The organism is Nostoc sp. (genome assembly GCF_036919615.1).
Lineage (GTDB): Bacteria > Cyanobacteriota > Cyanobacteriia > Cyanobacteriales > Nostocaceae > Nostoc.
This window is the reverse complement of record NZ_JBALCN010000080.1, coordinates 102,680-126,650: the sequence shown is the minus strand read 5'-3', so window position 1 is coordinate 126,650 and position 23,971 is coordinate 102,680. Positions and strand designations below refer to the sequence as shown.

The window sequence follows — 23,971 nt, the reverse complement described above, 5'->3', positions numbered from 1 at the left end:
GCTTGAATACCCCATTTTCACTCCTTACCTGTTTGAATTCACCTGTTCGTGTCGATTCTACTTGTTCGCCTAAAAGATATCAAATGGGTTCTATATACAATAGCCATGTTCCCAGTTTCGGATTTTTATCAGAAATCAAAGGGTTTAAAAGACAGCATTAAACAAAGTAGTTGAATTGGTAGTTGCGTCACCGATAGCGTTTGGTTTTGTAGAGAAGCGGTAGCGAGTCTTGTCTGCGATACGCTGTTCGCATTCGAGCGTCGCAGACATCGTATATCAAAAGCAGTCAGCTTTTAAAAGCGATCGCTGATCATTCAAGTGTTCGCGTTCAGCGTCTGGTAGAGAGGAAGCAATAACTGAATTGCTTCATCTCACCGTACCCGTACACCCAATTTTGTATCCCAGTGCAGGGGTTTATCTGCTTTTTGCAGGGGAGATTCCGGAATTTGACCTACTGATACGCCGTATTTCCAGTTTGGCGGACAGATAGCAATGTAACGTGCATAACCTCTCAAACCACCTTTGAATTTGGGATACCCAATAGTGATCAATGCGCCTGTTTCTGGCACCTGATCTAGATTTGATGGCAGGCGCAAACTTGGATGGGCCAAAACCTGACCATACAGGAATTGCCGGAGCGATGTCTACGACGGGCTACGCCTACGTATGAGTCAAGTCAACATATTTTGCTGACTTGAGTGAGTGCTGATAAACTTGCCACAGTGAAGGCTTACGTAATGGTTGTACTGCGTTCACAGATACAAAACCAGTACTAAACAAAACTATTAAACAAACAATTCCCCAGAAAGTTTTTTGAAATGGTTGACGCAAAAATCTATCTAGTTCCTGCTTCAGATGTGAATAGTTACATTGCGGCAGTATTATCATTTGTTCGAGCTTATTGCTTTTGAAAGCTCTAATTGTTTTACCACAAATTGCTACATAATGATTTTTTGCCTAAAATTTCCGGTAGAGCTAAAAAAATGAGGATGCCACATAGCATCCTCATTCGATTTTTTGCTTTTTTGCTGATTTCCAGGTATTAGCCCAGAAAAGAATCAACTATTAGAGTTGTGGTACGTACTGCTGCTTCTCAGGGACTTCAGCGTACTCAGCCACAATCTGGCGGAATTCTTCGCCGTCAATGGTTTCTTTTTCGATGAGCAGATCGACTAAACGATCGGTGACAGTGCGATGATCACGGATAAGCTTCTTAGCGTTGTCGTAGCACTGTTCAACAATTTCTCTGACTTGAGCATCGATGCGTGAGGCAATGGATTCGGAATACTCAGATCGGGTTGTCCAGTCACGACCCAAAAATACTTCTCCCTGTTGGCTTTCTAAGGAAAGTGGGCCTAAGTTTGACATCCCAAACCGCGTCACCATTTGCCGTGCCATTCCTGACAACTGTTGTAAGTCCCCACCAGCGCCAGTTGTGACTTCGGCAGCTCCAAAAATCACCTCTTCAGCGGCACGACCACCCAAAGCACCAGTAATCCTCGCTTTCAACTGGGAACGAGAAATTAACCCTTGTTCTTCGTTGGGAGTAAACCAAGTCAAACCCTGTGCTTGTCCTCGTGGGATCAGCGTGACTTTCTGCACTGGGTCATGATCTTTTAACAAAGTCCCAACTAAGGCGTGTCCAATTTCGTGGTAGGCAATTAAGCGCTTACTCTTGCTGTCTACCAAGGGAGTACCTTCCATTCCGGCAACTACCCGATCTACAGCATCATCAATTTCGCGGAGAGTGATAGCTTCTTTGCGTCTTCTAGCGGTAAGAATAGCCGCTTCGTTGAGTAAATTGGCTAAGTCAGCACCAGTGAATCCAGGAGTGCGGCGAGCGATCGCATCCAAGGATACGCTAGTGTCTAGTTTCTTATTCCGCGCATGGACTTGCAAGATTTCCAAACGCCCTTTGATATCGGGCGGATCGACTGTTACTTGTCGGTCAAAACGACCGGGACGCAACAAGGCTGAGTCTAGTACGTCGGGACGGTTGGTGGCAGCAATAATAATGATCCCTGTATTACCTTCAAACCCATCCATTTCGGTGAGCAATTGGTTGAGGGTTTGCTCTCTCTCATCGTTACCGCCACCGATCCCAGCACCCCGTTGGCGTCCAACAGCATCGATTTCATCGATGAAGATGATGCAAGGGGCGTTGTCTTTGGCTTTCTTGAACAAATCGCGGACACGGGATGCACCGACACCAACGAACATTTCCACGAATTCCGAACCGGAAATACTGAAGAAAGGTACGCCTGCTTCGCCAGCGATCGCTTTTGCTAGTAAAGTTTTACCAGTTCCAGGAGGCCCAACTAACAGTACTCCCTTGGGAATGCGTGCGCCCACAGCGGTAAATCTTTCTGGCTGTTTGAGGAAGGTGACGACTTCTTGCAGTTCTTCCTTAGCTTCTTCGATCCCGGCTACGTCATCAAACTTGACCCCAGTTTTCGCCTCCATTTGGAAACGCGCTTTGGATTTGCCGAAGTTCATCGCTTGACCTGGGCCGCCAGGGAGGTTGCTAGAACGCCGGAACAAAAAGAACAGCCCGGTAATCAATAAAACTGGAAACACGAGATTGCCCAACAATCCCCAAATTGCGCCATCATTCCGCATGGGGTGAGCATCAAAACTAATGGCTTTTTCTTTGAGCTTGCTAATTAACTCAGGAGCGTTAACAGGCAAATCCACACGCCACCTTTGGACACGATTTTCGATGTCTGGATCGCGGGCTTCTATAATTGCTGTCCTACCGCCTTCGTACAGATCCACGCTGCTGACGCGATCGCCGTCCAAGTATTCTAGAAAGCGACCATAAGTCATGCGGGTGTTGGCTGCATTCTTACTCATGTCAGCAGGAGCGCCTGCAAAAGCCCCTTGCCAGAAGAAAAAGCCAATTACCAAAGCCGGCAATGTCCAGAGTACTAGGACTTTCCAAGAGAATTTCATGTTAATTTGCCTCTAGATGCCTATACAACTCATCAGCCTGAGCAACCGAATGTTCATCATTCTGTCACTTTAAGCTGTTAAACGGATGTCTATAAATCCATTTTGTTTAATTTGATCTCCTACATGCACTGCCATAAGGCGATTAGGGCATTATGGCGATGCCAACAAGAATCTTAATCAAAGTTAACTTAATTTTAATACAATATCGCACGAGAAAAGGCGGCGCAAACAAGGGAGAGACGCCAAGAAATTTTCTCGTGTCTCCCTGTCTCTTCAATATAAGGACTTTTCCTACTTAACTTCTGTAATTTGTATAGTGTAAGGAAGATACTTGTCATTTTGGTAGGAACCAATCCAAATTTGGTAACTTCCAACCAACCATTCACCAACAATGCCGGCATTTTTGCCATCAAAATCGTCATTGCACCAAGTACCACCGGGCCCCTTGATAATCATGGTGGTGTCTTCAGGACTTTGCACTTGCAGCTTCAGGTAGTCAAATTTACTTGTTAGCACTAATGTGTGGTCTGGTGTTTCATCAACAAATCCGGTACAAGGGCCAGTGGCTGTTTCACTTCTGCCAGCTACTTGACTCCCAGATATTGAACCACCACTCATCCCGCGAACTGTCAGGGGGTCTGGCGAAAACTGGGGGCCAATGGTGACATCTCCAAATATCGTTGGCGCTTCCTGAGCATCAGTCACAGCATTAACTGTCGATATGATGAAGAGCGTAACTATCATGAACGATAATCTCATCCCTCTATTGAGCGCTTTTGTCGGCATTGTAATTACGTTTGCTTCTAAGTGTTTTTGAAGACATGAATTTTACATACCAAGTTCCCAATGTGAGGATAATTGACTACCTATTTTAGATTTAAAATTGGGGATAATTCATTAGTAATTAGTCAATGATTTCTTGTTGCCATAGTTGCTCTACCTTATGGATAGGGGCGCACAAACGTGCGCCCCTAAAATCTAAAATATTTCTAAAATCTGGAAGTAATCGCTAATTAGCTGCTGTTAATGCCCGACTCAAGCGCGACTTGTCTAAACCAATCTGATTTAGTAGTAACCAAGATTGAATCAGATCAGGGCCATGAACATCTCCAGTTAAGGCTGCTCTGAGCGATCGCATTACCAAGCCTTTTTTGACTTTTTGCTCTTTCACCACTTGTTTAATAATGTCCTGGGCAGCGGCTTCTGACAGTTGCGGCTGATTTTCTAAAGCTGTGACAATCCCTTCAAGCACAGCAGCAGAACCTTCTTGCTTCAGTTGTGTACTAGCTTCGTCGCTAAATTCAACTGTGTCACTAAAAAACAGTTGGCTTTGAGCTACTGCATCTACTAAACGAGTCAAGCTTTGGCTAATTAAAGTTACTAGCTGTTCTAACCAGGGGCGTTCTCTTCCACCATCAAATTTATACCCAGCCGCTTGCCAGTAGGGTATGAGTAAATCTGTGAGTTTATCTACTGGCGTATTGTGGATATACTGACTGTTCAACCAATCAAGTTTTGCCCAGTCAAACTTTGCACCTGCTTTATTTACACGCTCAAAACCAAACTCCTTAGCTGCTGTTTCTAAGGTAAATATTTCTTGTGTTGAATCTGGTGGCGACCAACCCAGCAATGTCATGTAATTCACCAAACCTTCAGCAGTAAAGCCCATTTGCTGAAAGTCATAAATGGAAGTAACACCATCTCGCTTAGCAAGCTTGCGCCCTTCCAAATTTAAAATCAGCGGCGTGTGGGCAAACTCTGGGATTTTTGCACCCATTGCTTCATACAGTAAAATTTGCTTGGCGGTGTTGGCGATGTGGTCTTCTCCCCGGATGACATGGGTGATTTGCATATCGATGTCATCCACTACAACTGCAAAGTTGTACAGTGGTTGACCACTACCTTCTTCTGAGGCGCGGGCGATGACCATATCACCACCTAAATCGCTACCTCGCCAAGACATCTTTCCCCTTACTAGGTCATTCCAGACAATTTCCCGCCCATCTTCGATTTTGAAGCGAATCACAGAGGAGCGACCTTCTGCTTCAAATGCGGCGCGTTGTTCTGGGGTGAGGTTACGGTGACGGTTGTCATAGCGAGGAGCTTCACCTCTAGCTTTTTGGGCTTCTCTTAGAGCCTCTAGTTCTTCGGAAGTGGTGTAGCAATGATAGGCTAATCCTTGATCTAGCAGTTTTTGTACTGCTTCTTTATAAAGATCCAGACGTTGGGATTGAAAAAATGGTCCTTCATCCCAGTTAAGTCCTAGCCAGCGCAGTCCTTCAAGAACATTGTCAGTGTATTCAGGACGCGATCGCTCTAGGTCTGTGTCTTCTATTCGCAGGATAAATTTTCCACCCTGGTGGCGGGCAAATAACCAGTTAAATACAGCCGTTCTAGCTGTACCAATATGTAAATTTCCAGTTGGACTCGGTGCAATACGGACTCTGACAGTCACAGTTGATTCTCTCTTTCGCAAAGCTTGATAAATGTAGCTTATATTTAAACCCTGAATCCTGAGTCTATCAATTTTGGATTTTGGATTTTGGATTTTGGATTTTGGATTTTGGATTTTGGATTTTGGATTTTGGATTGACCCTGACCACAAAGGTGTAGGGCAATCAATTTTAGATTTTAAATTTTAGATTTTAGATTGGAAGAAAATACTTAGAGACCGCCGTGTTTTTATTTGAACAATTTTTCAATTTAAATCCCAAATCCGAAATCGATGAGGCGGGCCATGAACCGAAATAATTTTTAACACTACGGCTGCGCTCATTGTTAAAACCGAGCGGAGTCGAGGCTTTAATTCTTCAATTCTTTAATCTAAAATCTAAAATCGGCACAGTCAAAAAAATGCAGGTTTAACAACTAGCAAATAAGCAATGCCAAATTCCTATATTGCTCAGGACTTACTGCTCATAACTTGGAACGGGACTGACGGGGCTCGAACCCGCAACTTCCGCCGTGACAGGGCGGTGCTCTAACCAATTGAACTACAGTCCCTTGTTTGGCAACTTTGCTATTATCGCTATTTATTTTCTACTTGTCAAGTCTTTTGGAGTTGGGAATTATTTTTACCCGTCCCCTGAGCGGGCGATCGCTCCTTGGGGGAAATTTTTCATTAAATAGAACCTGATAATACAACCTGTGGCTCTGATTCCAGATGTTGCAATATCCGGGATTGCATTTGTTTATACTGCTGCTTTAATAGCTGTTTGCTCAACTGGGGTTGAGAAGCGGGTGGTAGACTATGACTCTGTTGCACCCAGGTTTTCAACATTTGCCGCTGAGTTAGCTCGATGCGACTGCTGAGAACACTTGTACAGGAATGTGGTGCTTCTAGGGTAAATAGAATCAAAGGGTAGCGTTCATTTTCAGCCAGGAAACTTACCACCCTAAGATTTTGGGGATTTTGCATATTTAGGTAGCAAGGTAGCCACTTAGGAGCTAATTGCCGATTGTAAAGTATACTCACCCACAACAGCATTGGGTGAGGAGATGTTATGAAAATAAATTGGTTGTAACGGGTAGAAAGGGCATAGTTTTTGATTTCTTGGTTAGGCAACATCAACCATAATGCTGTCATAGATCCTTGTGTAGTATCTAGAAGCTGGGGAAAAACAATTTCTTGAATTGGTTTATTTTCAGGCCATAAAAGTTGCCGACAGCTTTGTTCTACTGTGATTGGTAATCCAGAATCTAAGGGATGGTTAAGGATGGAACTAGAGGCTAAAGTTGTAGGAATACTGGGACAATTGGACTGATCTAAACTTTTTAAGACTTGCAGAATTTCCGCGATATTTTGGGGGCGATCACTTGCTTTTTTAGCAAGACAAGCCATGATTAAACTATTTAGCTTTTGAGGTAATTTAAGAGTGGGTTTTACATCTGCGATCGCTTTTGGTTGTTCAAACTGATGGGCTTTATACCAAGCACCAAAGTAATCAGTTTCTGGTTCCCAAGGTTTTTTGCCTGTGAGCATTTCAAACATCATCACACCCAGGCTATAAATATCAGAGCGACTATCTAATTTTTCCCCATCTAGCTGTTCTGGAGAACAGTAAGGCAAAGTGCCATTAAATCCCCTATTTGTACTAGCTTTTGATGTATAATTTAAAAATCTAGCAATCCCAAAATCGAGAATTTTAACTAACTGACCCAATATTGGATCGGGAATAACTAATATATTGGCAGGCTTGATATCTCTATGAACCAATGGACAAATTTTGCTATCAATGTTAATGCCTTGATGGGCGCACTGTAAGCCTAAACAAATTTGGCGGGAGAGAGTCAAAAACATGGGCAAAGGCAGCGGAATTAAATCCTTTAAACTCTTGCCACATAAATATTCCATAACGTAGTATGGTTTTCCTTTCTCATTTACACCATAATCATACGCCCGCACTATATGTATGCTCTTTTGACTCAAAGCTGCACTCATTAAAGCTTCATGAGCAAAGGCTTGTTGCATCTTGGTATCGACCACAGTTTGAGTCAAAAACTTGATAGCAACTGGTATACCTCCTAACAAAATATCATTTGCTAAAAAAACTTCACCCATGCCGCCGCTGCCAATTAATTGCTTAAGTTGATAACGATTGGCAAGCAAGCCCGTACTACTTGGAGATGTAAATAGGCTTTGATTCACTTTGATCACCTCTGCTGCTGAGTCTATTTAAAGTTAGCAATACACACATAAGAATATCATTAGGTAATAGCGGCAAAGATTTTAATTTTGATAGCGGACTTTCAATGATGTGATAAAATTTTAAAAAAAATTTTAAAAAATTTAGCCATCCAATTTTTTGAACCTTCTTTTTCAGATTTTTGTTCGACGGCTAACTTTCGTAAGATATCTAATTTCAGTTTTTCATACTCTGTTTGAAGAAGATTTTTGGCTTGATTAGGCAAAATTGTTTCATTCAACTGTTGACTCATTTCTAAGCAATCTACAAGTTGCTGGCGCTGGTTAGCCGTGAGGCTTAAAGTCGTTACATGAGAGCAACGGTTTGGATCTTCTAGGGCAAAAAATAATAGATGATAGTAGCCTACTTCTGCTAAACTACGCGCTATTTTCTGCCCTTTATTATCTTTCAAATCTAAAAAACAAGGTAGCCATTTAGTCAGAGAAGGCTCGGCATTGTATAGGACTGTAACCCATAATAGCATCGGGTATACATTCATTTGACTAATAAATTCAGTACCATGTATTTTATCCAAAAATTTTATCATTTCTTGTTTGGGCAACATTGCCCAAAAAGTTGGTATAGGTCTTTGAGTAGTATGTAGTAAATGGGAAAATCCAATTGGTGCAATTGGTTTATTTTTAGGCCAATTTTTCTGCAAACACTCTTTTTCTGATAATAATGTTGCAGGTACTAATTGAACCGGACACGAAAGTTGAATAGTCTCACTGCTATTGCTAGGAATAACATCATTAAGCTGAATACTAACCTTTTCTAAATCTTTTAATATTTGGTTGACATTTTGAGGGCGATCGCTTACTTCTTTAGCTAAACAACTCATCAATATTTTTTCTAATACCTGCGGTATTTTGACTTGTGGATTTACTTCTTCAACTGTAGGTGGCATTTGAAAGCGATGGGCTTGATACCAAGTACCAAAGGAGTTACTTTTTGTCTGAAATGGATGCTTTCCTGTCAGCATCTCAAACATTAGTACCCCCAAACTGTAAATATCAGAGCGAACATCTAGCAATTTGCGCCCTTCCATATGTTCTGGAGAACAGTAAGGCAAACTACCAATAAAAGAATCTGTCAGGGTCATCCCACTTCGCTCTGTTAAAAACTTGGCAATGCCAAAATCTAGTATTTTAACAATTTCTCCTTGTTTACTATCTTCACTAATGAATATATTTTCTGGTTTAATATCCCTGTGAACAATAGGATAAATCTCTCCTTTTAGGCTAATACCTTGGTGGGCACATTGTAAACCTAAACAAATTTGATTACAAATCTCCAAAAACTTTGATATTGTTAAGGGCTGAATTTTAAGAATTTGTTTGAGATTTTTTCCTTGAAGGTATTCCATTACATAAAAGGGAGTCTTATCCTCAGTAATGCCATAACTTAAGATGCGAACAATATGTTTACTTTTGCGACCCAATTGAGCGCCAATAAAAATCTCTCTGGCAAAGCGTTGAGACATTTGCTGGTTCACCAAACTGAGTGATAAAATTTTGACTGCGATTGGCATACCACCTTTTGCAGTATCTTCTGCTAAATAAACTCTACCCATTCCCCCTTTGCCAATTAAATCTCTAATTAAATAGCGATTATTTAAAAATTGTCCAATGTAATCGTCTAACTCTGCTTTTTGCCCTACCATATTCTCAATTTTATTTTCTGGCATAAAAATCATTTATGAAAAATATTGTTGGCAAAATACTTTAATAAGTCTAGCTAATTATTAAATTCAAATTTAATAAATCTCATAATTTATCGGAAATTAATCATATACTATAATCATCGTTAATCTCTATGTAAAATTTCCTAAACATTATATAACAGATTTATTAATGAATATGGTTGAGAAATTACACTGAAACTATAAATTGGCTAGTTCAAGTTGCCTAGTAAATTCCGTGAATACACAGGAATAATCAGAAACAAGTAAATAGCAGTAAAGGCGCAATGTCTACGACGGGCTATGCCTACGCACCTTCCTTCATCTCTGTATAGCTAACGATTGAGATTCGGGAGTAAACGGCGTAATAATCTGATTAATGGTGTTTCAATTTTAATTTTAAAGGCTAGTATCTGGCTGCGTTGCAGGGAGTTGAAATTGTTGTCACCAACGAGAATTAATGATTGCTGACCATCGGGTAGTTTAGATCCAAGAGTTAAGCCTTCAATGTTGTCTAGCAGTACATCTAGGGTTCTCAAATCTAATAGCAGTTTTTTCTGAACTGGTTTAATATTCTTGGAGTCAACTGCTAAAAGGCTATCAATCTTATGAATATCATCAGCTCCTTCTAAAGAAACCTGAAACAGGGAAATAGCAAATCCTAAACCAGTAAAAGACCGTTCTAAACTTAGGAAGTGTCCTTGATTATCAAGAGCAAGTAAATCAGGTAATCCACTAGCAAACTTGCCAATCAGATTCAAAAATGGTGTAACTGGTTCAGTTTGGTAAAGAAATTCCTTTTCTGGCTGGTTGTTGAGCAAGTTGTATTGCAAAATGCGGCAAGGACTACCGATGTTAGGTTTAGCTGCAACACCATCTTGAATTAGAGCATTTTCTGTAGCTGTGAATAGATGCTTTTTATCGGGTGTGATGGTGAGGCTTTCAAAAGCCAAATTGTTGCGAATACCTTTTTTACTACTTTTATCTGGCAAAAATTTATTTGGTATAGGAAGTGTTGCAATTTCTCTGCCAGAAGATAGTAAGAACTTTTTAATAAAAGGATTAATTAATTTTCCAGCATTGCCTTCGGAAGAAATAAATACAGTTGTTTTATTAGTTAATGCAATACCTTCTGTATCACTTTCACCAGGGCGAAATGTTTGACCATCGTCTTTTAATACCGTGGTCACACTGACCGGAGTAACTCCACCTTTTTGTAGGTAACCCTTGCTTAAGTCGATTTTCAGGGTGTAGAAACGGGCATTAGCTTTTTGTCCACGGTCATCAGAAATAGCATAATAAAGGTTGCTTTTTGGATCATAGGTAATTCCAGATAAACCTCCAACTTCAGTTTTTTTAAAGATTAAACCTTTTGGTAAAGTGGCTTCCCCGATCAACTCTATGCTACTGACTTCAACAGTATTTGTAAATAAATTTGTGAATAAGAGGGTAATAATTATAATTGGGAGCAAAAAGTAAAGAATTCGTGGAAATGCAAAGATTTTTTTAATTAGCTGCATAGAATTTTTTGATTAAATCAACACGCAGTGGGTACGCACAACTGTCATTGGTATCAACTTAACGTGAAAGCCTAGTCTGAAAAGAAGAGTGAAATTTTTCGATGTACCACCTAGATTTTTGATCCCCACCCCCCTAAAAACCTAGTTTGATCAGGCTTTCCTCGTTCTCATGCGGAGCATAGGAACGAGAGAACAAAAGGAAATCGAGCTTTTTTCGACTTGTGTACACTACCGTAGCTTTTTAAGGGGGGACTAGAATCGAATGCCTCCTTAAAAAGGGAGTTGGGGGATCTAAAACGACGGGAAATTGAGTGTTTTAGCTTAAGTTGACACTAATGCAGAACTGTGTGCCCTTTAAAAAATCCAAAATTACTTAAGCTAGTCGCAAACCATATTCATCCTGAAAAAAGTTGACAAGCCAATCTTTCACTCTGCGGGTAGCGCGGCAATCATCTTCGTTGTAGCTTTGGATAATTTCTAGTAAGGTGCGATCGCCTGTTTCTAGCCACTGATCATACCAGTAAATACATTTAGCACCACTAGCTTCTTTTTCCCGCCACTCAAATCCTAACCAACGAGCGATCACTTTCAGGGCATAGCTTTCTACGGGCAATGCTACGCTTTGGGTTAATTGTTCATATATATCCACAAATCGATTCAGTACAGGACGCACTGAGGCGTAGGGAGTTTTGTAAAGCTTTGCCAACCGTTTGACTGTATCAAACTCGTAGACACAAAAATGATAAATTGGCGCTTCGGGATATTGCCAAACCAAATCCAAAAATTGCTGCCAAACTAATTCTTCGTCTTCTGGTTTATCTGCTAAAAACGAATAAAACTGTTCTGTGTTGGCAAGTCTATCAACAACCAAAACCCCCAAAAGATAATTTAAATCTAAGTCTGGCTGTGCCTCAATATCAAAGTAAAGCTCTATGGGTGCTGTGAATGTAATATCTTCTATTGGTAGCGGGTAGGGTAAGATTAGGGGTCGTCTTTCCAGTGCAGATTGAGCTTGTACTACTAGCTTGGGCGCTACTTCACTGTCGAAACCAAGCAGATTTTCTAGGTTAGTGGGACTAGTGTTGGCCAGAGATTCTAGTGTGGTGATGGCTAGAGCTTGGAGTTGAGTGTAGCGAATCGGTGTTATGCCTGGTAAGAGTGAGAGATGTTTTTCAGATTGAGCAACAGCATAACATTGACTATACCAATGGCAAAGATTGCACTTTTGCCGAGCAATAAATACCTCTGGCGGATTCGGTAACTCTAAAACTTGAATAAACTCCTCCAGAATCTGCTGCATCCGTGGTGTCCATTTGAACAGATCCACCGCATAACTTGTATCTTTAGTTCGCAATATGAGCAAAGCTGTTTTAGGTGCAACTCCCTGCACTGTTGCCAACACTTGGACATGAAATGCAGCGACAACTTGATATTCTTGTTTAGGGCGCTTACCCAGTTCAATACTAGCCGGGACGTAGATCCAATCTCCAAAATGGGATTGTCCTGGTTGTTTCACAAGTAAATCTGGACGACTCAGTAAGGTGTATCCTTCAGAATAAGTTGCTAACAGTACTCCCTTATAGATGTACTCAACCCCACGCTGCATTAATTCTAAAGTTGCCTTCTGGGCGTTTTCCCAGTTTCCGTATGAATAATCTGGTTGATGATAAGTCACCTTTGCCAAAGCACTCAGCTGATGAGCGATTTTGTCCTGTTGCAGTTTTCGTAGCAACTCATTGGGAGCATCGCGCTGACTTTTGTCACCGTGGATATCTAGAAAAGGTCGGCGTTTACAGCGTTGGTATTGCAGTAGGAGTTCAGCATTAATTAGCATCCTTTTAAGTTAACAAGAATTAGCACACTCTGGGAGTAACTCAGACAATTAATAATGGAGTGGGGGAGACGAGAGAGATCAGGGAGATGAAAAACTAATGATCAATGATTAATGACTTTTGACTAATTCAAAATCGTTCGACTGAGCGACTTGTACCGACTCGTGCTGAGCGAAGCCAAAGTAGCGAAGTCGAGGTAAGCCGAAGCCCAAAATCTAAAATCTAAAATTGGTATGATCAGTACTTCTGTTGCACAAACCAGGTTGCATAGCCATCGAGAGCAATTTCCCGCTTTAGCGAATAAGACTTATTTCAATTATGGGGGACAAGGGCCGATGCCCCAAAAGGCAATGGATGCTATGACCCAAACTCAAGCTCATGTTCAGCACATAGGCCCCTTTGGCAATGAGGCGTATCGCTGGATAGCGCCCCAGACTCAAGCTGCAAGAGAAGCGATCGCTTCGGAGTTACATGCACCAAGCGAAACAATTACCCTCAGCCAGAATGTCACTGTTGGCTGTAATATCGCCATGTGGGGCATTGAGTGGCAAGCTGGCGACCATATGCTGCTCTCGGACTGCGAACACCCAGGTGTGATTGCCACAGCCCAGGAAATCGCGCGGAGATTCGCTGTGGAAGTTACTACCTGTCCTCTGAAAGCGACTTTAAATGAGGGCGACCCCGTAAAAGTTATCATCCAGCACTTGCGCCCTAATACCCGTCTTGTGATATTAAGTCATGTTTTCTGGAATACTGGTCAAGTTTTACCTCTTGATAAAATTGCCGAAGTATGCAGAAATAATCATTCTGCACTACTGATAGATGCTGCCCAATCTGTTGGTTTGTTGCCTTTAAACTTGACTGAATTGGGAGTAGATTTTTATGCTTTCACTGGTCACAAATGGTTATGTGGCCCTGCGGGTGCTGGTGGTTTGTATGTTCGACCAGAAGCACGAGAAAGCCTGAAACCTACATTTATTGGCTTGAATGGCATTGTTGTAGATAGTCAATCTCAGCCTGTAGATTGGCTTCCAGATGGGCGACGATACGAAGTGTCTACATTAGCTTATCCGTTGTATGTTGGGTTACGGGAGGCGATCGCAATCCATCAGCAATGGGGAACCTCACAGGAACGTTACGAGCAAATTTGCCAAAACAGTGAATACCTCTGGCGGCGCTTAGTGACGTTACCCGATGTCAAATGTCTACGAACTTCCCCACCTGAAAGCGGTATAGTCTCTTTTCAACTAATAAATCATCAGTCCCAAGCTAGTCTCAAGTTAGTGCAATTTTTAGACTCACAAAGGATATTAACTCGGACAATTGCCGATCCTAGCTGTATACGCGCCAGCGTGCATTACTTTACTTTAGAATCGGAAATCGACCAATTGATTGAGGCGATTCAAAGTTTTTGCCAAATGTAGGATAAGTAGGGTGTGCTGTAACGCACTTTCACTAGTGCGTTATGCTATCTCAAGCTCAGAAGCTGTACTTAACTCTGCTGAACTAAATGAAAACCCTTTATTTACTTTATGGCTTGGCATTTTCCGGTAAAAGTACCTTGGCTAAAGCAATAGTCGATTACCTAAACTGTGCATATGTAAGTCTGGATGATATCAATAAAGAGCGAGGACTTGGTTTTGGTGGAGATGGTATTCCCGTTGAAGAGTGGGAAAATACTCACCAGATCGCAATTGGTATTTTAAACAATTTAATGCAGCTAGAACAAGATATCATTCTCGATGATACAAGCTGTTTTCGTTGGTTGCGTGACAGATTTAGAGAGGTCGCCAAACGACATGATTATAAAAGCAAAGTAATTTACCTCGATGTTCCGCTAAAGGAAATTTACATAAGAAGGCAAATGAATGAACATACTAAAAAACGCCAAGGAATCAAAGAGGAGATTTTTGCAGAACTAATACAAAATTTTCAGCCTCCGGAAGTAGATGAAAATATTTTGCTATTCAAGAATGAATACACTATCAAAGATTGGCTAGAGACTCAATTACATTCTACATTTAATAATTTATAACTCCTAACTATAAAATGGAACGCCCAATTTTATACATAGCCATAACTAACCACGGTTTTGGTCATGCTACCCGCACGGCTTCTGTAGCTGCGACAATTCAAAAATTATGTCCAGAAGTTCTGTTAATTCTAGTGAGTACTGCCCCACGCTGGTTGCTAGAGTGCTATATAGAAGGTGATTTTATCTATCGTCCTCGTGCATTTGATTTGGGTGTAGTGCAAACCGATAGTTTGACAATGGATAAAGTAGCCACTTTAGAAAAGTTGCTCCATATTAAGAAGCATCAAAATTCGCTGATCGCCTCAGAAGGCAATTTTATCCGCCAAAATCGCGTTAATCTCATCTTGGCAGATATTCCCTTCCTGGCTCCTGGGTTTGCCAAAGCTGCAAATATTCCCTGCTGGATGATGAGTAACTTTGGTTGGGACTTGATCTACCGAGATTGGGGGGGTGAATTTACCGCAGTTGCCGATTGGATTAGTGATTGCTACTCAAAGTGCGATCGCCTGTTTCGTCTACCCTTCCATGAACCGATGCAGGCTTTTAACAATATCACAGATGTCGGCTTAACAGGCGGTTCCCCCCGTTACTCTGCTGATGATTTACGCTCCTTTTGGGGAATAAATACACCAGTTGAAAAAACTATTTTGTTGACTTTTGGCGGCTTGGGTTTACAGCAAATCCCCTATGAGAACCTGCGACAATTTCCAGATTGGCAATTTCTCGTCTTTGATCAATTTGCCCCTGATTTACCTAATTTAGTAAAAATTAATGACCGTAAATACCGCCCTGTGGATTTTATGCCTATTTGTGGAAGAGTCGTTTCTAAACCTGGTTACAGCACTTTTGCTGAAGCCACACTACTAGGAGTACCAATTGTTACGATGCCGCGTGAGGACTTTGCTGAAGCAACTCTTTTAGTAAAAGGCATAACTAATTATAATCAGCATCAAATTATTACCCCATCTGAGTTTTTTCAAGGGATTTGGGATTTTCTGGGTGAGTTACCTCAACCACCAAAGCAATCTCAACCAATTGCTAAGGATGGTAATGAAGCGATCACTCATGCTATTCTTAATTATTTACAAAAAACTTAACAATCTTAAAAAGGCTTAATTATGAAAACTGCAAAATGCAGGGGATAAAGTCGTGAAATACTTTATTTACTACTTCGCCAACCCGATCAACATCTTCCGTGAGGCGGTAAGATAAATCACCTGCTTTTGCCGTTTCAAAATAACTGAGATTTAACTTTTGAAGATGGGCGTAGACTTGCTGGCGCAGATGAAAAGCAACTCTCAAAACAGCTTTCGCCATGTACATATCTTATATAGTTACAAAAAGTGGCGTTGCTGAATCAGAATATATCGATGATTCTCCGTTAGCCTCTAGAGGTGGACTGCGTGTAGCCACGAATGTCATTTACCCAGACTTAATGTCAAATCTGGGGTTAAATATCTTTAATTGTGTTTTATCTTTTCGAGTGTTTGAGTATGAGCAGTGGTATTGCGGGGTATAGACCAAAGTTTGATGGTTTCGTCACCACTGCCACTTACTAAAGTTTGCCCATTAGGACTGAAGGCAACAGACCATACAGACTTGGTATGTCCTGCAAAGTTAGCAAGGAATTTGCCAGTAGCTAGATGCCAGAGCTTGATTGTTGTGTCATAACTACCACTAGCTAAGGTCTGTCCATTTGGGCTAAAGGCAACAGACCATACGGCTTGGGAATGCCCCGTGAGAGTGTGCAACAATTTGCCATCGCTCAAGCGCCACAGTTTGATGGTTTTATCCTTACTGCCACTGGCAAGGGTTTGCCCATCAGGACTGAAGGCAACAGAACATACTTCTTGGGAATGCCCTGTGAAAGTCTGTATGAGTGTCGGAGTGGGAGTACTTAGCTGCCAAATTCTGATGGAGTTATCTCTACTGCCACTAGCTAACTTCTGGCTATCAGGGCTAAAAGCAACAGATTTTACCCAGCCTACATCCTGGAGCGTAAAGAGTTCTTTGCCTGTGTTCAGATTCCAGAGCTTAATGGTATTGTCAGCACTGCTACTAGCCAGCAATTTTCTATTGGCACTCATAGCAATTGCTTCCACATCGTCTCTATGCCCATCAAGGGTACGGATGAGAGTTCCTGTTTCCAGATTCCACAGTTTAATTCGATTATCCCAACTGCCACTAGCGAGTATACGGTGATCAGGGCTAATCACCAAGGATACAACTGCATCAGCATGACCTTTAAAAGTGTGGAGTAATTTGCCAGTGTGCAGATTCCAAATCTTGATCGTGCCATCATAGCTACCACTAACTAAAGTATTACCATCTGGACTGATAGCGATCGCATAAATCCACGCTGAATGTCCTTTGAGGGTTTGATAAGGTTGAATGATTGGCAAGGAGATAACGCCAGGTGTAACCATCTCGAACGCTAATAGTAAACGATAAGAGCTAAACCCAACCAAGGTTGCTGTAGATGTAATTGCCAGTACTACTGTAATTTTCTTAACAATTGGGTTTGACACTACAGAGGGACTCTCCATTTATATAATTTTGGTGACAAATAGTCCAAGAAAACAGAAGCCAAAAGAAAAGAAAGCTTGTTTTAACTTTTTCAACTAATTAGTTACTTCCGCCATGTTGTACTAATGAAACTACCTAGTGTTTTTTTCTCCTAAATCTGCCTTCGTTACTTTATTTGCAATTTTTTCTTGCTTACCCTGGTGTTCAATCCAAAGTCGGATAATAAATAAAACCGCAATTAGAGTAGTAGCAACAAGGCTAATCGGTGTTAAATACGTCCAATGACCTGACATCTTGTCCCAGATATGCCAAATCAAAAGAACCATAGCTACATAAGTGAGTTTATGTAATTGCTTCCAGTTCTTTTTCAGTTTTTTTACACTCCAATTATTAGAAGTTATAGACAGAAGTGTAAAAATCATGAAAGTGCTTATACCCTGGATATATATCCAAAATGTCTTGATGTCCAAAAAATCAAAGTTTCTCTTTTGAACCATTAGGAAACCATGACACAAAGCTAAAAAGAAAGCAATAATACCGATGATCCGGCGGCGTTTGAGCAGCCATTGGGGAATTCCAGTCTCTTTAGTTTGCGGAAAAACAATTCTTATAATTGTGGGAATTAATGTGACTATATAACTAGCTAATGATAAAAATCCCAAAATATTAGGTAGGGGTGATTCATCTATTGAAACCATGATTAATCTCTAAAAAATAATATTGTTGGCTATAACAAAAACTACAGGTATATGCAATGAAAAATAACCTTCACTTATCCTAGTCAAAATAGCGGATAAGCTAGGTATTTTAGACCGATATACCAAGACAACTTTGCTAGGTAATTGAAGCCAAAATGCTTATTTAGGAAGTAATTAAAGTCTGCTATATTAAGCAAAATTTGATTGGCAGACTACTAGTACAAGTCGGCGGAACTTTGCATACCTTTAACAAGGGATTTTGCCCCTTACTTGGTTAATTGAGATGGTAGCTGGATTTTTGCCGACTTGTACTAGATATTTATCAAAAGGTAAAGCAGTGCAGTCTTAAGGGTTTCTTTCATGAGCAACTGTTGTTAGCGCAGCGGTAGCGAGTAATCGAGTGTCGGAATGAGCAGTTACCCGTATCCCTACGGGGGATCCTGCTAGCAAGAACGTCTCCATTAGGAGAAGGGCAGAAGCAAAGAGGATTTTAGCCTGTTAGTTTTCTTTACATAGCTATCTTTTTTTGTACTTTTCTACTTACTTAAATCTATAAATTAACCACTTGATTACTTGTCTAGATCGTAGTATGACTACTTGGAGGTTAACAGTACCCTAGAGGGTACTCTTTCCAACTGCGAATGCAGCATTAACAAAATAGTTCTGTCACTTTTCTAGGAGACGCTGTGCGTAGCTTGCTTAAGAGTGGGGATAGCTCCTCCATCCGCGCGGCTATCACTTCGTTTTCTGGCGCTGAGATGTTTCGATCCCGCTTGTGGTCTGGGTTTCCAACTCTTGGATTCACCATCCTTTTTTCCCTTTATCCACCTGTTGACAAGCTTACCTTTTTCTTAAGTTGTCACCAATAGCCTCTGGCTGGAAACGAAATTTTAAAGGAGTTATACCATTTCTTTGTGAGGCTGCGCCAAATTTTCTTGGCTTCTTATTTCTTTGTTTCTTTGTGTCCTTCTCTACGAGACGCTACGCCAACGCGCAGCGTCTCGTAGGGAAGGGGGTTTCCTCAATGAGCGACTGCTGTTAGCGCAGCGTTAGCGAGGACTGAGCGTTGGAACCAGCGTTGGAACGAGCGTCTAACCCGGAGGGCTTGCTGCAAGCCACCGCCAAGACGCAGAGGACACAGAGAAATGCTTAACTGAACTGTATTGTGTCATAATCCCTGTGGTGGAGTACTAGTTTAGACGGTGCGTTTTGTTTTGCTTTTGTTCATAAAAAAGCCCCCTCCTTGCAAGCGAGGAGGGGGTTGGGGGTGGGGCTAGCCTAATATCCGCCTTCTTCTTCGTATTCTGGCTGTCTTTCCTTGACTTTCTTAGGAATATTCACGGGCTTCGGCGCATCTTCCCAAGCATCGCCCTCTACGTCGTCATAATCATCGTATTCCTCAACGTATGGCTTGCTATAGGGCTGGGCTTCATACTTTAACGGTTGGGGTTGTTGATACCTGTCGCTGCCCGTTGCCTCGCTCCAGTTATCTTCTTCCTCGTCTTCTTCGTATTGAATAGATTCATACTGCCGCGCCTTCATTACTTGACGCTGTGGCCTTTCTTCTTCCACATAGTCTTCTGTCCATTCTTCTTCCCGCGCTACGGGTTCAGGGGCGCGAACTTTTTGCCTGGGTGGCTGCAATGGCACTCCACTGGGCAGTTGATTGCCTGGTGCAACTTGGCGTGGTGGAGTATAGCCGTATTCTTCTTCTGCATCGCGCTCCCACGGTGCTTTGCCGATACCCAAACGCTCTAGTAAACCAACTGTCAACTGGTTTACCCGTTCTTCGGCTCCCTCAAACACAATCAACCGATTGGGGCCTGTGCTGACAATTTCATCCACTGAAAACTCGTAAGTACTCAGAAATTGATCGGGAATTTGGGGCAATCCTAAAGAAGCAATGACTATGGAGTTAAGCTTCCCGGTTTCGGCGTTGAACTTGAAGCCCCGAACTTTGCCTAATACTTCACCTGTTTCGGTAATTACTTCCCAGCTAATCAGATTACTGAGAGATTCAACTTCGATATCTTCAATTACATCTTCGTTATCTACCAGGATGACATCACCAATCTGGTTGATATTGTTGAGGTACATATAGCGCGGTATGCCCGAAATAGAGATCAGGCTGTCTCGCAAACCAAGTGCCACAACCTCTCGTTGATCAATATCAACCCAGACTTGACTGATGATGCCTAGCCGCTTGCCGTTGTCGCGGGTAATCACCTGGGTATTTAATATGTCGGAACGCCTAATTATCTGTTCGGAGGTCATTCTATACCGAGTCCTGATCTCGAATCCGGTTTATCTATACACTATTAATAACAAAAACTCAAGCAGATGTATTGGATGATTGTAACTTAATCCCCAAAACTTGAGTGTAAGCTCCTCGTGCTTGAGTAACGCCAATTGTGCGTTCGGCTGATTCTATCATCGGACGGCGCAAACTCACAACTATAAATTGCGCTTGTTGTGATTGTTGCTTAATCATTCTAGCTAATCGTTCTACGTTTGCCCCATCTAGGAACATATCTACTTCGTCAAAGGCGTAAAACGGGGATGGGCGATAGCGTTGCAGGGCAAAGATAAAGCTCAAGGCTGTGAGTGATTTTTCTCCTCCAGACATGGAAGCTAGGCGCTGTACGGGTTTGCCTTTGGGGTGCGCGACTAAATTCAGTCCACTGCTAAAGGGATCTTCGGGATTTTCGAGTTGCAGGTAGCCGTCGCCGTCTGACAGGATGGCGAAAATCGATTGAAAGTTTTCATTTACAGCATCGAAAGCTTCTTTAAAGGCAAGTTGCCGCAATGTGGTAAAATTTTCAATCCGCAAAAGTAATTCGGTGCGTTCCCCTTCTAGTGTCTCTAATTTTTGCGTGAGTTCCTGGAGACGGTTTTGAGTGCGTTCGTATTCTTCCAACGCCAGCATATTTACAGGTTCCATTGCCTGTAAGCGTTTGGTAAGCGTTCGCAATTCTTTCTGCAATTCTTCCAAGTCTACCTGATCTGGAACTTCCGGCAAGGGATTTGGTAATTCTGCTCCCACATCCCGCAACTGGCTTTGCAAAGCAACTAGTTCCTCTCGTCGCTTCTCTTGGGTTTCTTGGAGTTTTTGGATTTCCCATTGCAATTGTTGTTGACGCAAAAGATCCGATCGCACTTCCTGTTCTGTTGCGTCACGTTTTTGTTTCTCTTCTCCCAAATTCTGTTCCATAAGGCTTAGGTTGGCGCGGGTTTGGGTGATTTGGTTGTCTATCGCTGTGATTTGTGTGGAGACGCGATGAATCGCGTCTCTACATGAGATTTGTTGGGTTTCATATTCTGCGATGCGTGTCTCTGCTTCTTGGATTTTTTCTTGCAATCGCTGTTGCTGATTTTCCAAATTTTTTAATCTTTGTTCAGCTTCGCGTAACGCCGTCTCTCGTTGTTGCAATTGTTGCTCTTGGATTTTAATTGTCGCCTGGATTTGTTGCCATTCACTGGGAGTTTGGGATGCTTCCAGCTCTGCTAAAGCGTGTCGCAATTGTTGCAACTGAGTTTCTTGTCCCGGTAATTCCCGCTCTAAAATTTCCAATCGAGATTGAGCAGTGGCTAATTTTTCATTGTTTTGTGAGAGTTGCGATCGCGTCCCCTGTAATTGCGCTGTTAAACTCTTAATATCTTTCTGCAACTGTTCCAATTGCAACTGCTGTTCGCGCCGCGCTTGACGTGCTTCTGTGAGTTCCTGGGTGAATTTTTTTGTTTTGGTTGACAAAGTTGTGATCGCTTCAGTACAACGCTCTAAAACCCGCTCAATATCCACCAAGCGACTTTTTAAAGCGATCGCTTCATCAGATTCCGCCGCTTCCGCATTGCCAAAGCGCAAGGCTGAACGCTGGGTGTTACTACCACCAGTCATTGCACCGCTGGTTTCTAACAATTCCCCGTCTAAGGTGACGATGCGATATAGCCCTAAGTTTTTCCGCGCCGCTTCCAGGTTGGCAAATACCACCGTGTTACCGAAAACATAGCTAAATACATCTTTATAACGGCGATCGCAATCGACTAAGTTAACAGCATAGTTAACGAAGCCGCTGGCAAAACGCAGCGTTGCATCTTGAGTAAATTTGGGAGCGTGAATTTTATTCAGCGGTAAAAAAGTCGCCCTCCCTGCACGTTTCTGTTTGAGCAATTCAATCCCCGCTGCGGCGATCCCGTCATCTTCCACCACAATATGTCCCAAGCGTCCACCAGCAGCCATTTCCAAAGCTAGCTGATGGCGGGGTTCCACCTTTGCTAACTGCACAACTAAACCGCAAAGTCCAGGCATTCCCGATTGTAAAATGACTTTACTAGCTTGGGTTCCTTGGACTTCCTGCTGTGCTTGCGTTTGCGCCTCTATTTTATCCAACTGGCGTTGTTTTTCCCGTTGTTCAAAAAGTAAGCGCTTTTGGGTTTCCTGTTGGATTTGCAATTCTTGTTCTGTGGCTGAGAGATTTTGGGCTAAATTTTGGATGGGTTCACTAGAGGTGTTAAATTCCGTTTCAACTCGACTGCACTCAGCTTGTTTTTGGGCTAATTGGGGTTCGTCGCGTTCAATTAACAGGGTTTGTTCGGAAATTAGTTGCTGTAACTGATTATTGCGTTCCCTGAGTTGTGCTTGTTCTGTGCGTTGTGGTTCTAGAGTTTGCAGCAAAGTTTCAATTTGGCGGTTGAATGCTGTTTGTTGCTGCACCCACGCTTCCGAGGCTGAGGCAATTTCTGCTGCTGCTTCGCGGGAGGTTTCTAAAGCTTGTTGCGCTTCATTTCTTTGGTGTTGGGAAGACGCGATGAATCGCGTCTCTACAATCTGTGTTTCGGCAATTTCTTCTAAGGAAAGACGGTATTTTTGAATCTCTTGCTGAGTTTGAGCTAGACGTTTGGCAGTTTCCTGGGTTGTTGTTTCTAATTCCGTTAGCTGACGCTGGAGTTGTTTCCGTTCTGCTTCTTGGGTGGCGAGTGTAGATTGTACTGCCAAAAGTTCATCTTCTCCCAATGCTTTGACATGGGCATTGAGTTGTTCAAGTTCAGCAGTTTTTTGGACGATTTCGGAATTCAGGTTTGTGAGTTGGGTAGTGAGTTCACTAGAATTGCGATCGCCTGTTTGAATTTTGTGAACTAACTTTTCTTGTTGTGCTTGTAGCGATCGCCATGATAAAACTGCTTCCCAGGATTGTTTAGCCAGAAATTCCGTGCGGAGTTTTTGATATTTCTCAGCTTTAGCCCGATCTTGAGAAAGGCGATCGCGCTGTGCAGTTAATTCCGTCTCAATAATCCGACAGCTATCTTCTTTTTCCTTCACCTCATCTAAAGTTGATTTAGCTTGGATAATTTTGCGATCGAACGCCGCCACTCCAGCCAATTCATCAATAATTTCCCGCCGTTCCCGCGCATTCATCGAGATAATGCTGGTGACATCCCCTTGCAGCACAACGTTGTAGCCTTCAGGATAAACCCGCAGGTTATTTAGTTCCCCATGCAACTCCGTCAGCGTGCAAGCTTCACCATTGATATAGTAATTCGACGTGTAAGTTCCTTGGTGAGTGACTCGCAGCCTTCTAGTAACACTCCACTCTCCCAATTTTGGATTTTGGACTTCGGCTTCGCTCAGTCGAACGATTTTGGATTTTGGATTTTCTTCCTCTGCTTCCTCTGCTTCCCCTGCTTCCTCACTCTGCGCCTTTTTACCTTTGGGTGAGATATCCTCCCCTGACAAATCAAACGTCACAGTGACGCTAGCTTCAATAGAGGCGCGTCCTTTAGCAGTTTGGGTGTTATTTACCAAATCCGGCAGGCGCTCGGCTCGCATTCCCTTAGAACTGGAGAGTCCCAGGCAAAATAACAGGGCATCTAGAATATTAGATTTACCCGAACCATTTGGCCCAGATATGACAGTACACCCCGGTAGCAAAGGGACTGAGGTAGTGCCACCGAAGGATTTGAAGTTCGTAAGTTCCACGCGCTTGATGTGCACCATAGGCGCTGGTTCACTGGGCTAATGAAGAACAAGTGTATCAACTAATTAAA

15 protein-coding genes, 1 tRNA gene and 1 pseudogene are annotated in these 23,971 nt (G+C 42.3%); 3 read left to right on the top strand and 14 right to left on the bottom strand.

From position 1 onward, the window contains the following. Positions 1–371: 371 nt before the first annotated feature. The 9 genes from V7K48_RS22800 to V7K48_RS22760 form a co-directional block, all read right to left on the bottom strand. Positions 372–551 (bottom strand): hypothetical protein, encoded by a 180-nt coding sequence (locus V7K48_RS22800; protein ID WP_335075605.1) that lies wholly within the window; start codon positions 549–551, stop codon positions 372–374. 514 nt (positions 552–1,065) lie between these two features. Next, a complete protein-coding gene (gene ftsH2, locus V7K48_RS22795) occupies positions 1,066–2,952 on the bottom strand; it encodes an ATP-dependent zinc metalloprotease FtsH2 (RefSeq protein WP_335075603.1) in 1,887 nt (628 codons plus the stop codon). Between the two features lie 291 nt (positions 2,953–3,243). Continuing rightward, positions 3,244–3,738, bottom strand: coding sequence for a hypothetical protein (locus V7K48_RS22790; RefSeq protein ID WP_335075601.1), 495 nt, complete (start codon positions 3,736–3,738; stop codon positions 3,244–3,246). Between the two features lie 223 nt (positions 3,739–3,961). After that, entirely contained in the window at positions 3,962–5,407 is a 1,446-nt protein-coding gene (gltX, locus tag V7K48_RS22785; RefSeq protein ID WP_335075599.1) for a glutamate--tRNA ligase, read from the bottom strand. Positions 5,408–5,881: 474 nt separating this feature from the next. Next, positions 5,882–5,955: transfer RNA gene (locus tag V7K48_RS22780), tRNA-Asp, on the bottom strand. Positions 5,956–6,073: 118 nt separating this feature from the next. After that, positions 6,074–7,600: a serine/threonine protein kinase gene (locus V7K48_RS22775; RefSeq protein WP_335075598.1), complete on the bottom strand. Its 1,527-nt coding sequence runs from the start codon at positions 7,598–7,600 to the stop codon at positions 6,074–6,076. 101 nt (positions 7,601–7,701) lie between these two features. Further along, entirely contained in the window at positions 7,702–9,324 is a 1,623-nt protein-coding gene (locus tag V7K48_RS22770; protein ID WP_335075596.1) for a serine/threonine protein kinase, read from the bottom strand. A 329-nt stretch (positions 9,325–9,653) separates the two neighbouring features. Beyond that, positions 9,654–10,838, bottom strand: a complete 1,185-nt coding sequence (locus tag V7K48_RS22765; protein WP_335075594.1) for an esterase-like activity of phytase family protein — start codon at positions 10,836–10,838, stop codon at positions 9,654–9,656. A 373-nt stretch (positions 10,839–11,211) separates the two neighbouring features. Further along, positions 11,212–12,672, bottom strand: a complete 1,461-nt coding sequence (locus tag V7K48_RS22760; protein ID WP_335075592.1) for a TM0106 family RecB-like putative nuclease — start codon at positions 12,670–12,672, stop codon at positions 11,212–11,214. Between the two features lie 231 nt (positions 12,673–12,903). On the opposite strand from V7K48_RS22760, the gene V7K48_RS22755 reads away from it, so the two are divergent. From V7K48_RS22755 to V7K48_RS22745, 3 genes are all read left to right on the top strand, one after another. After that, the gene (locus V7K48_RS22755; RefSeq protein WP_335075590.1) at positions 12,904–14,094 is read left to right on the top strand and encodes an aminotransferase class V-fold PLP-dependent enzyme; all 1,191 of its coding nucleotides are present in this window, start codon (positions 12,904–12,906) and stop codon (positions 14,092–14,094) included. 86 nt (positions 14,095–14,180) lie between these two features. Next, entirely contained in the window at positions 14,181–14,705 is a 525-nt protein-coding gene (locus V7K48_RS22750; protein WP_335075588.1) for an ATP-binding protein, read from the top strand. Positions 14,706–14,719: 14 nt separating this feature from the next. After that, positions 14,720–15,802, top strand: coding sequence for a glycosyl transferase (locus V7K48_RS22745; protein WP_335075586.1), 1,083 nt, complete (start codon positions 14,720–14,722; stop codon positions 15,800–15,802). A 28-nt stretch (positions 15,803–15,830) separates the two neighbouring features. Here the strand turns inward: V7K48_RS22745 and V7K48_RS22740 are convergent. The 5 genes and pseudogenes from V7K48_RS22740 to smc form a co-directional block, all read right to left on the bottom strand. Beyond that, a pseudogene (locus V7K48_RS22740) lies at positions 15,831–16,031 on the bottom strand (ABC transporter transmembrane domain-containing protein); the annotation flags it as partial. Positions 16,032–16,165: 134 nt separating this feature from the next. Further along, complete coding sequence (locus tag V7K48_RS22735; protein ID WP_335075584.1) at positions 16,166–17,233, bottom strand: WD40 repeat domain-containing protein; 1,068 nt, start codon at positions 17,231–17,233, stop codon at positions 16,166–16,168. Between the two features lie 129 nt (positions 17,234–17,362). After that, positions 17,363–17,929 (bottom strand): ferric reductase-like transmembrane domain-containing protein, encoded by a 567-nt coding sequence (locus V7K48_RS22730; protein ID WP_335075582.1) that lies wholly within the window; start codon positions 17,927–17,929, stop codon positions 17,363–17,365. 1,278 nt (positions 17,930–19,207) lie between these two features. Continuing rightward, complete coding sequence (locus V7K48_RS22725; protein WP_335075579.1) at positions 19,208–20,203, bottom strand: PRC-barrel domain-containing protein; 996 nt, start codon at positions 20,201–20,203, stop codon at positions 19,208–19,210. A 58-nt stretch (positions 20,204–20,261) separates the two neighbouring features. Next, positions 20,262–23,921: a chromosome segregation protein SMC gene (gene smc, locus V7K48_RS22720; protein ID WP_335075577.1), complete on the bottom strand. Its 3,660-nt coding sequence runs from the start codon at positions 23,919–23,921 to the stop codon at positions 20,262–20,264. Between the last annotated feature and the right edge of the window lie 50 nt (positions 23,922–23,971).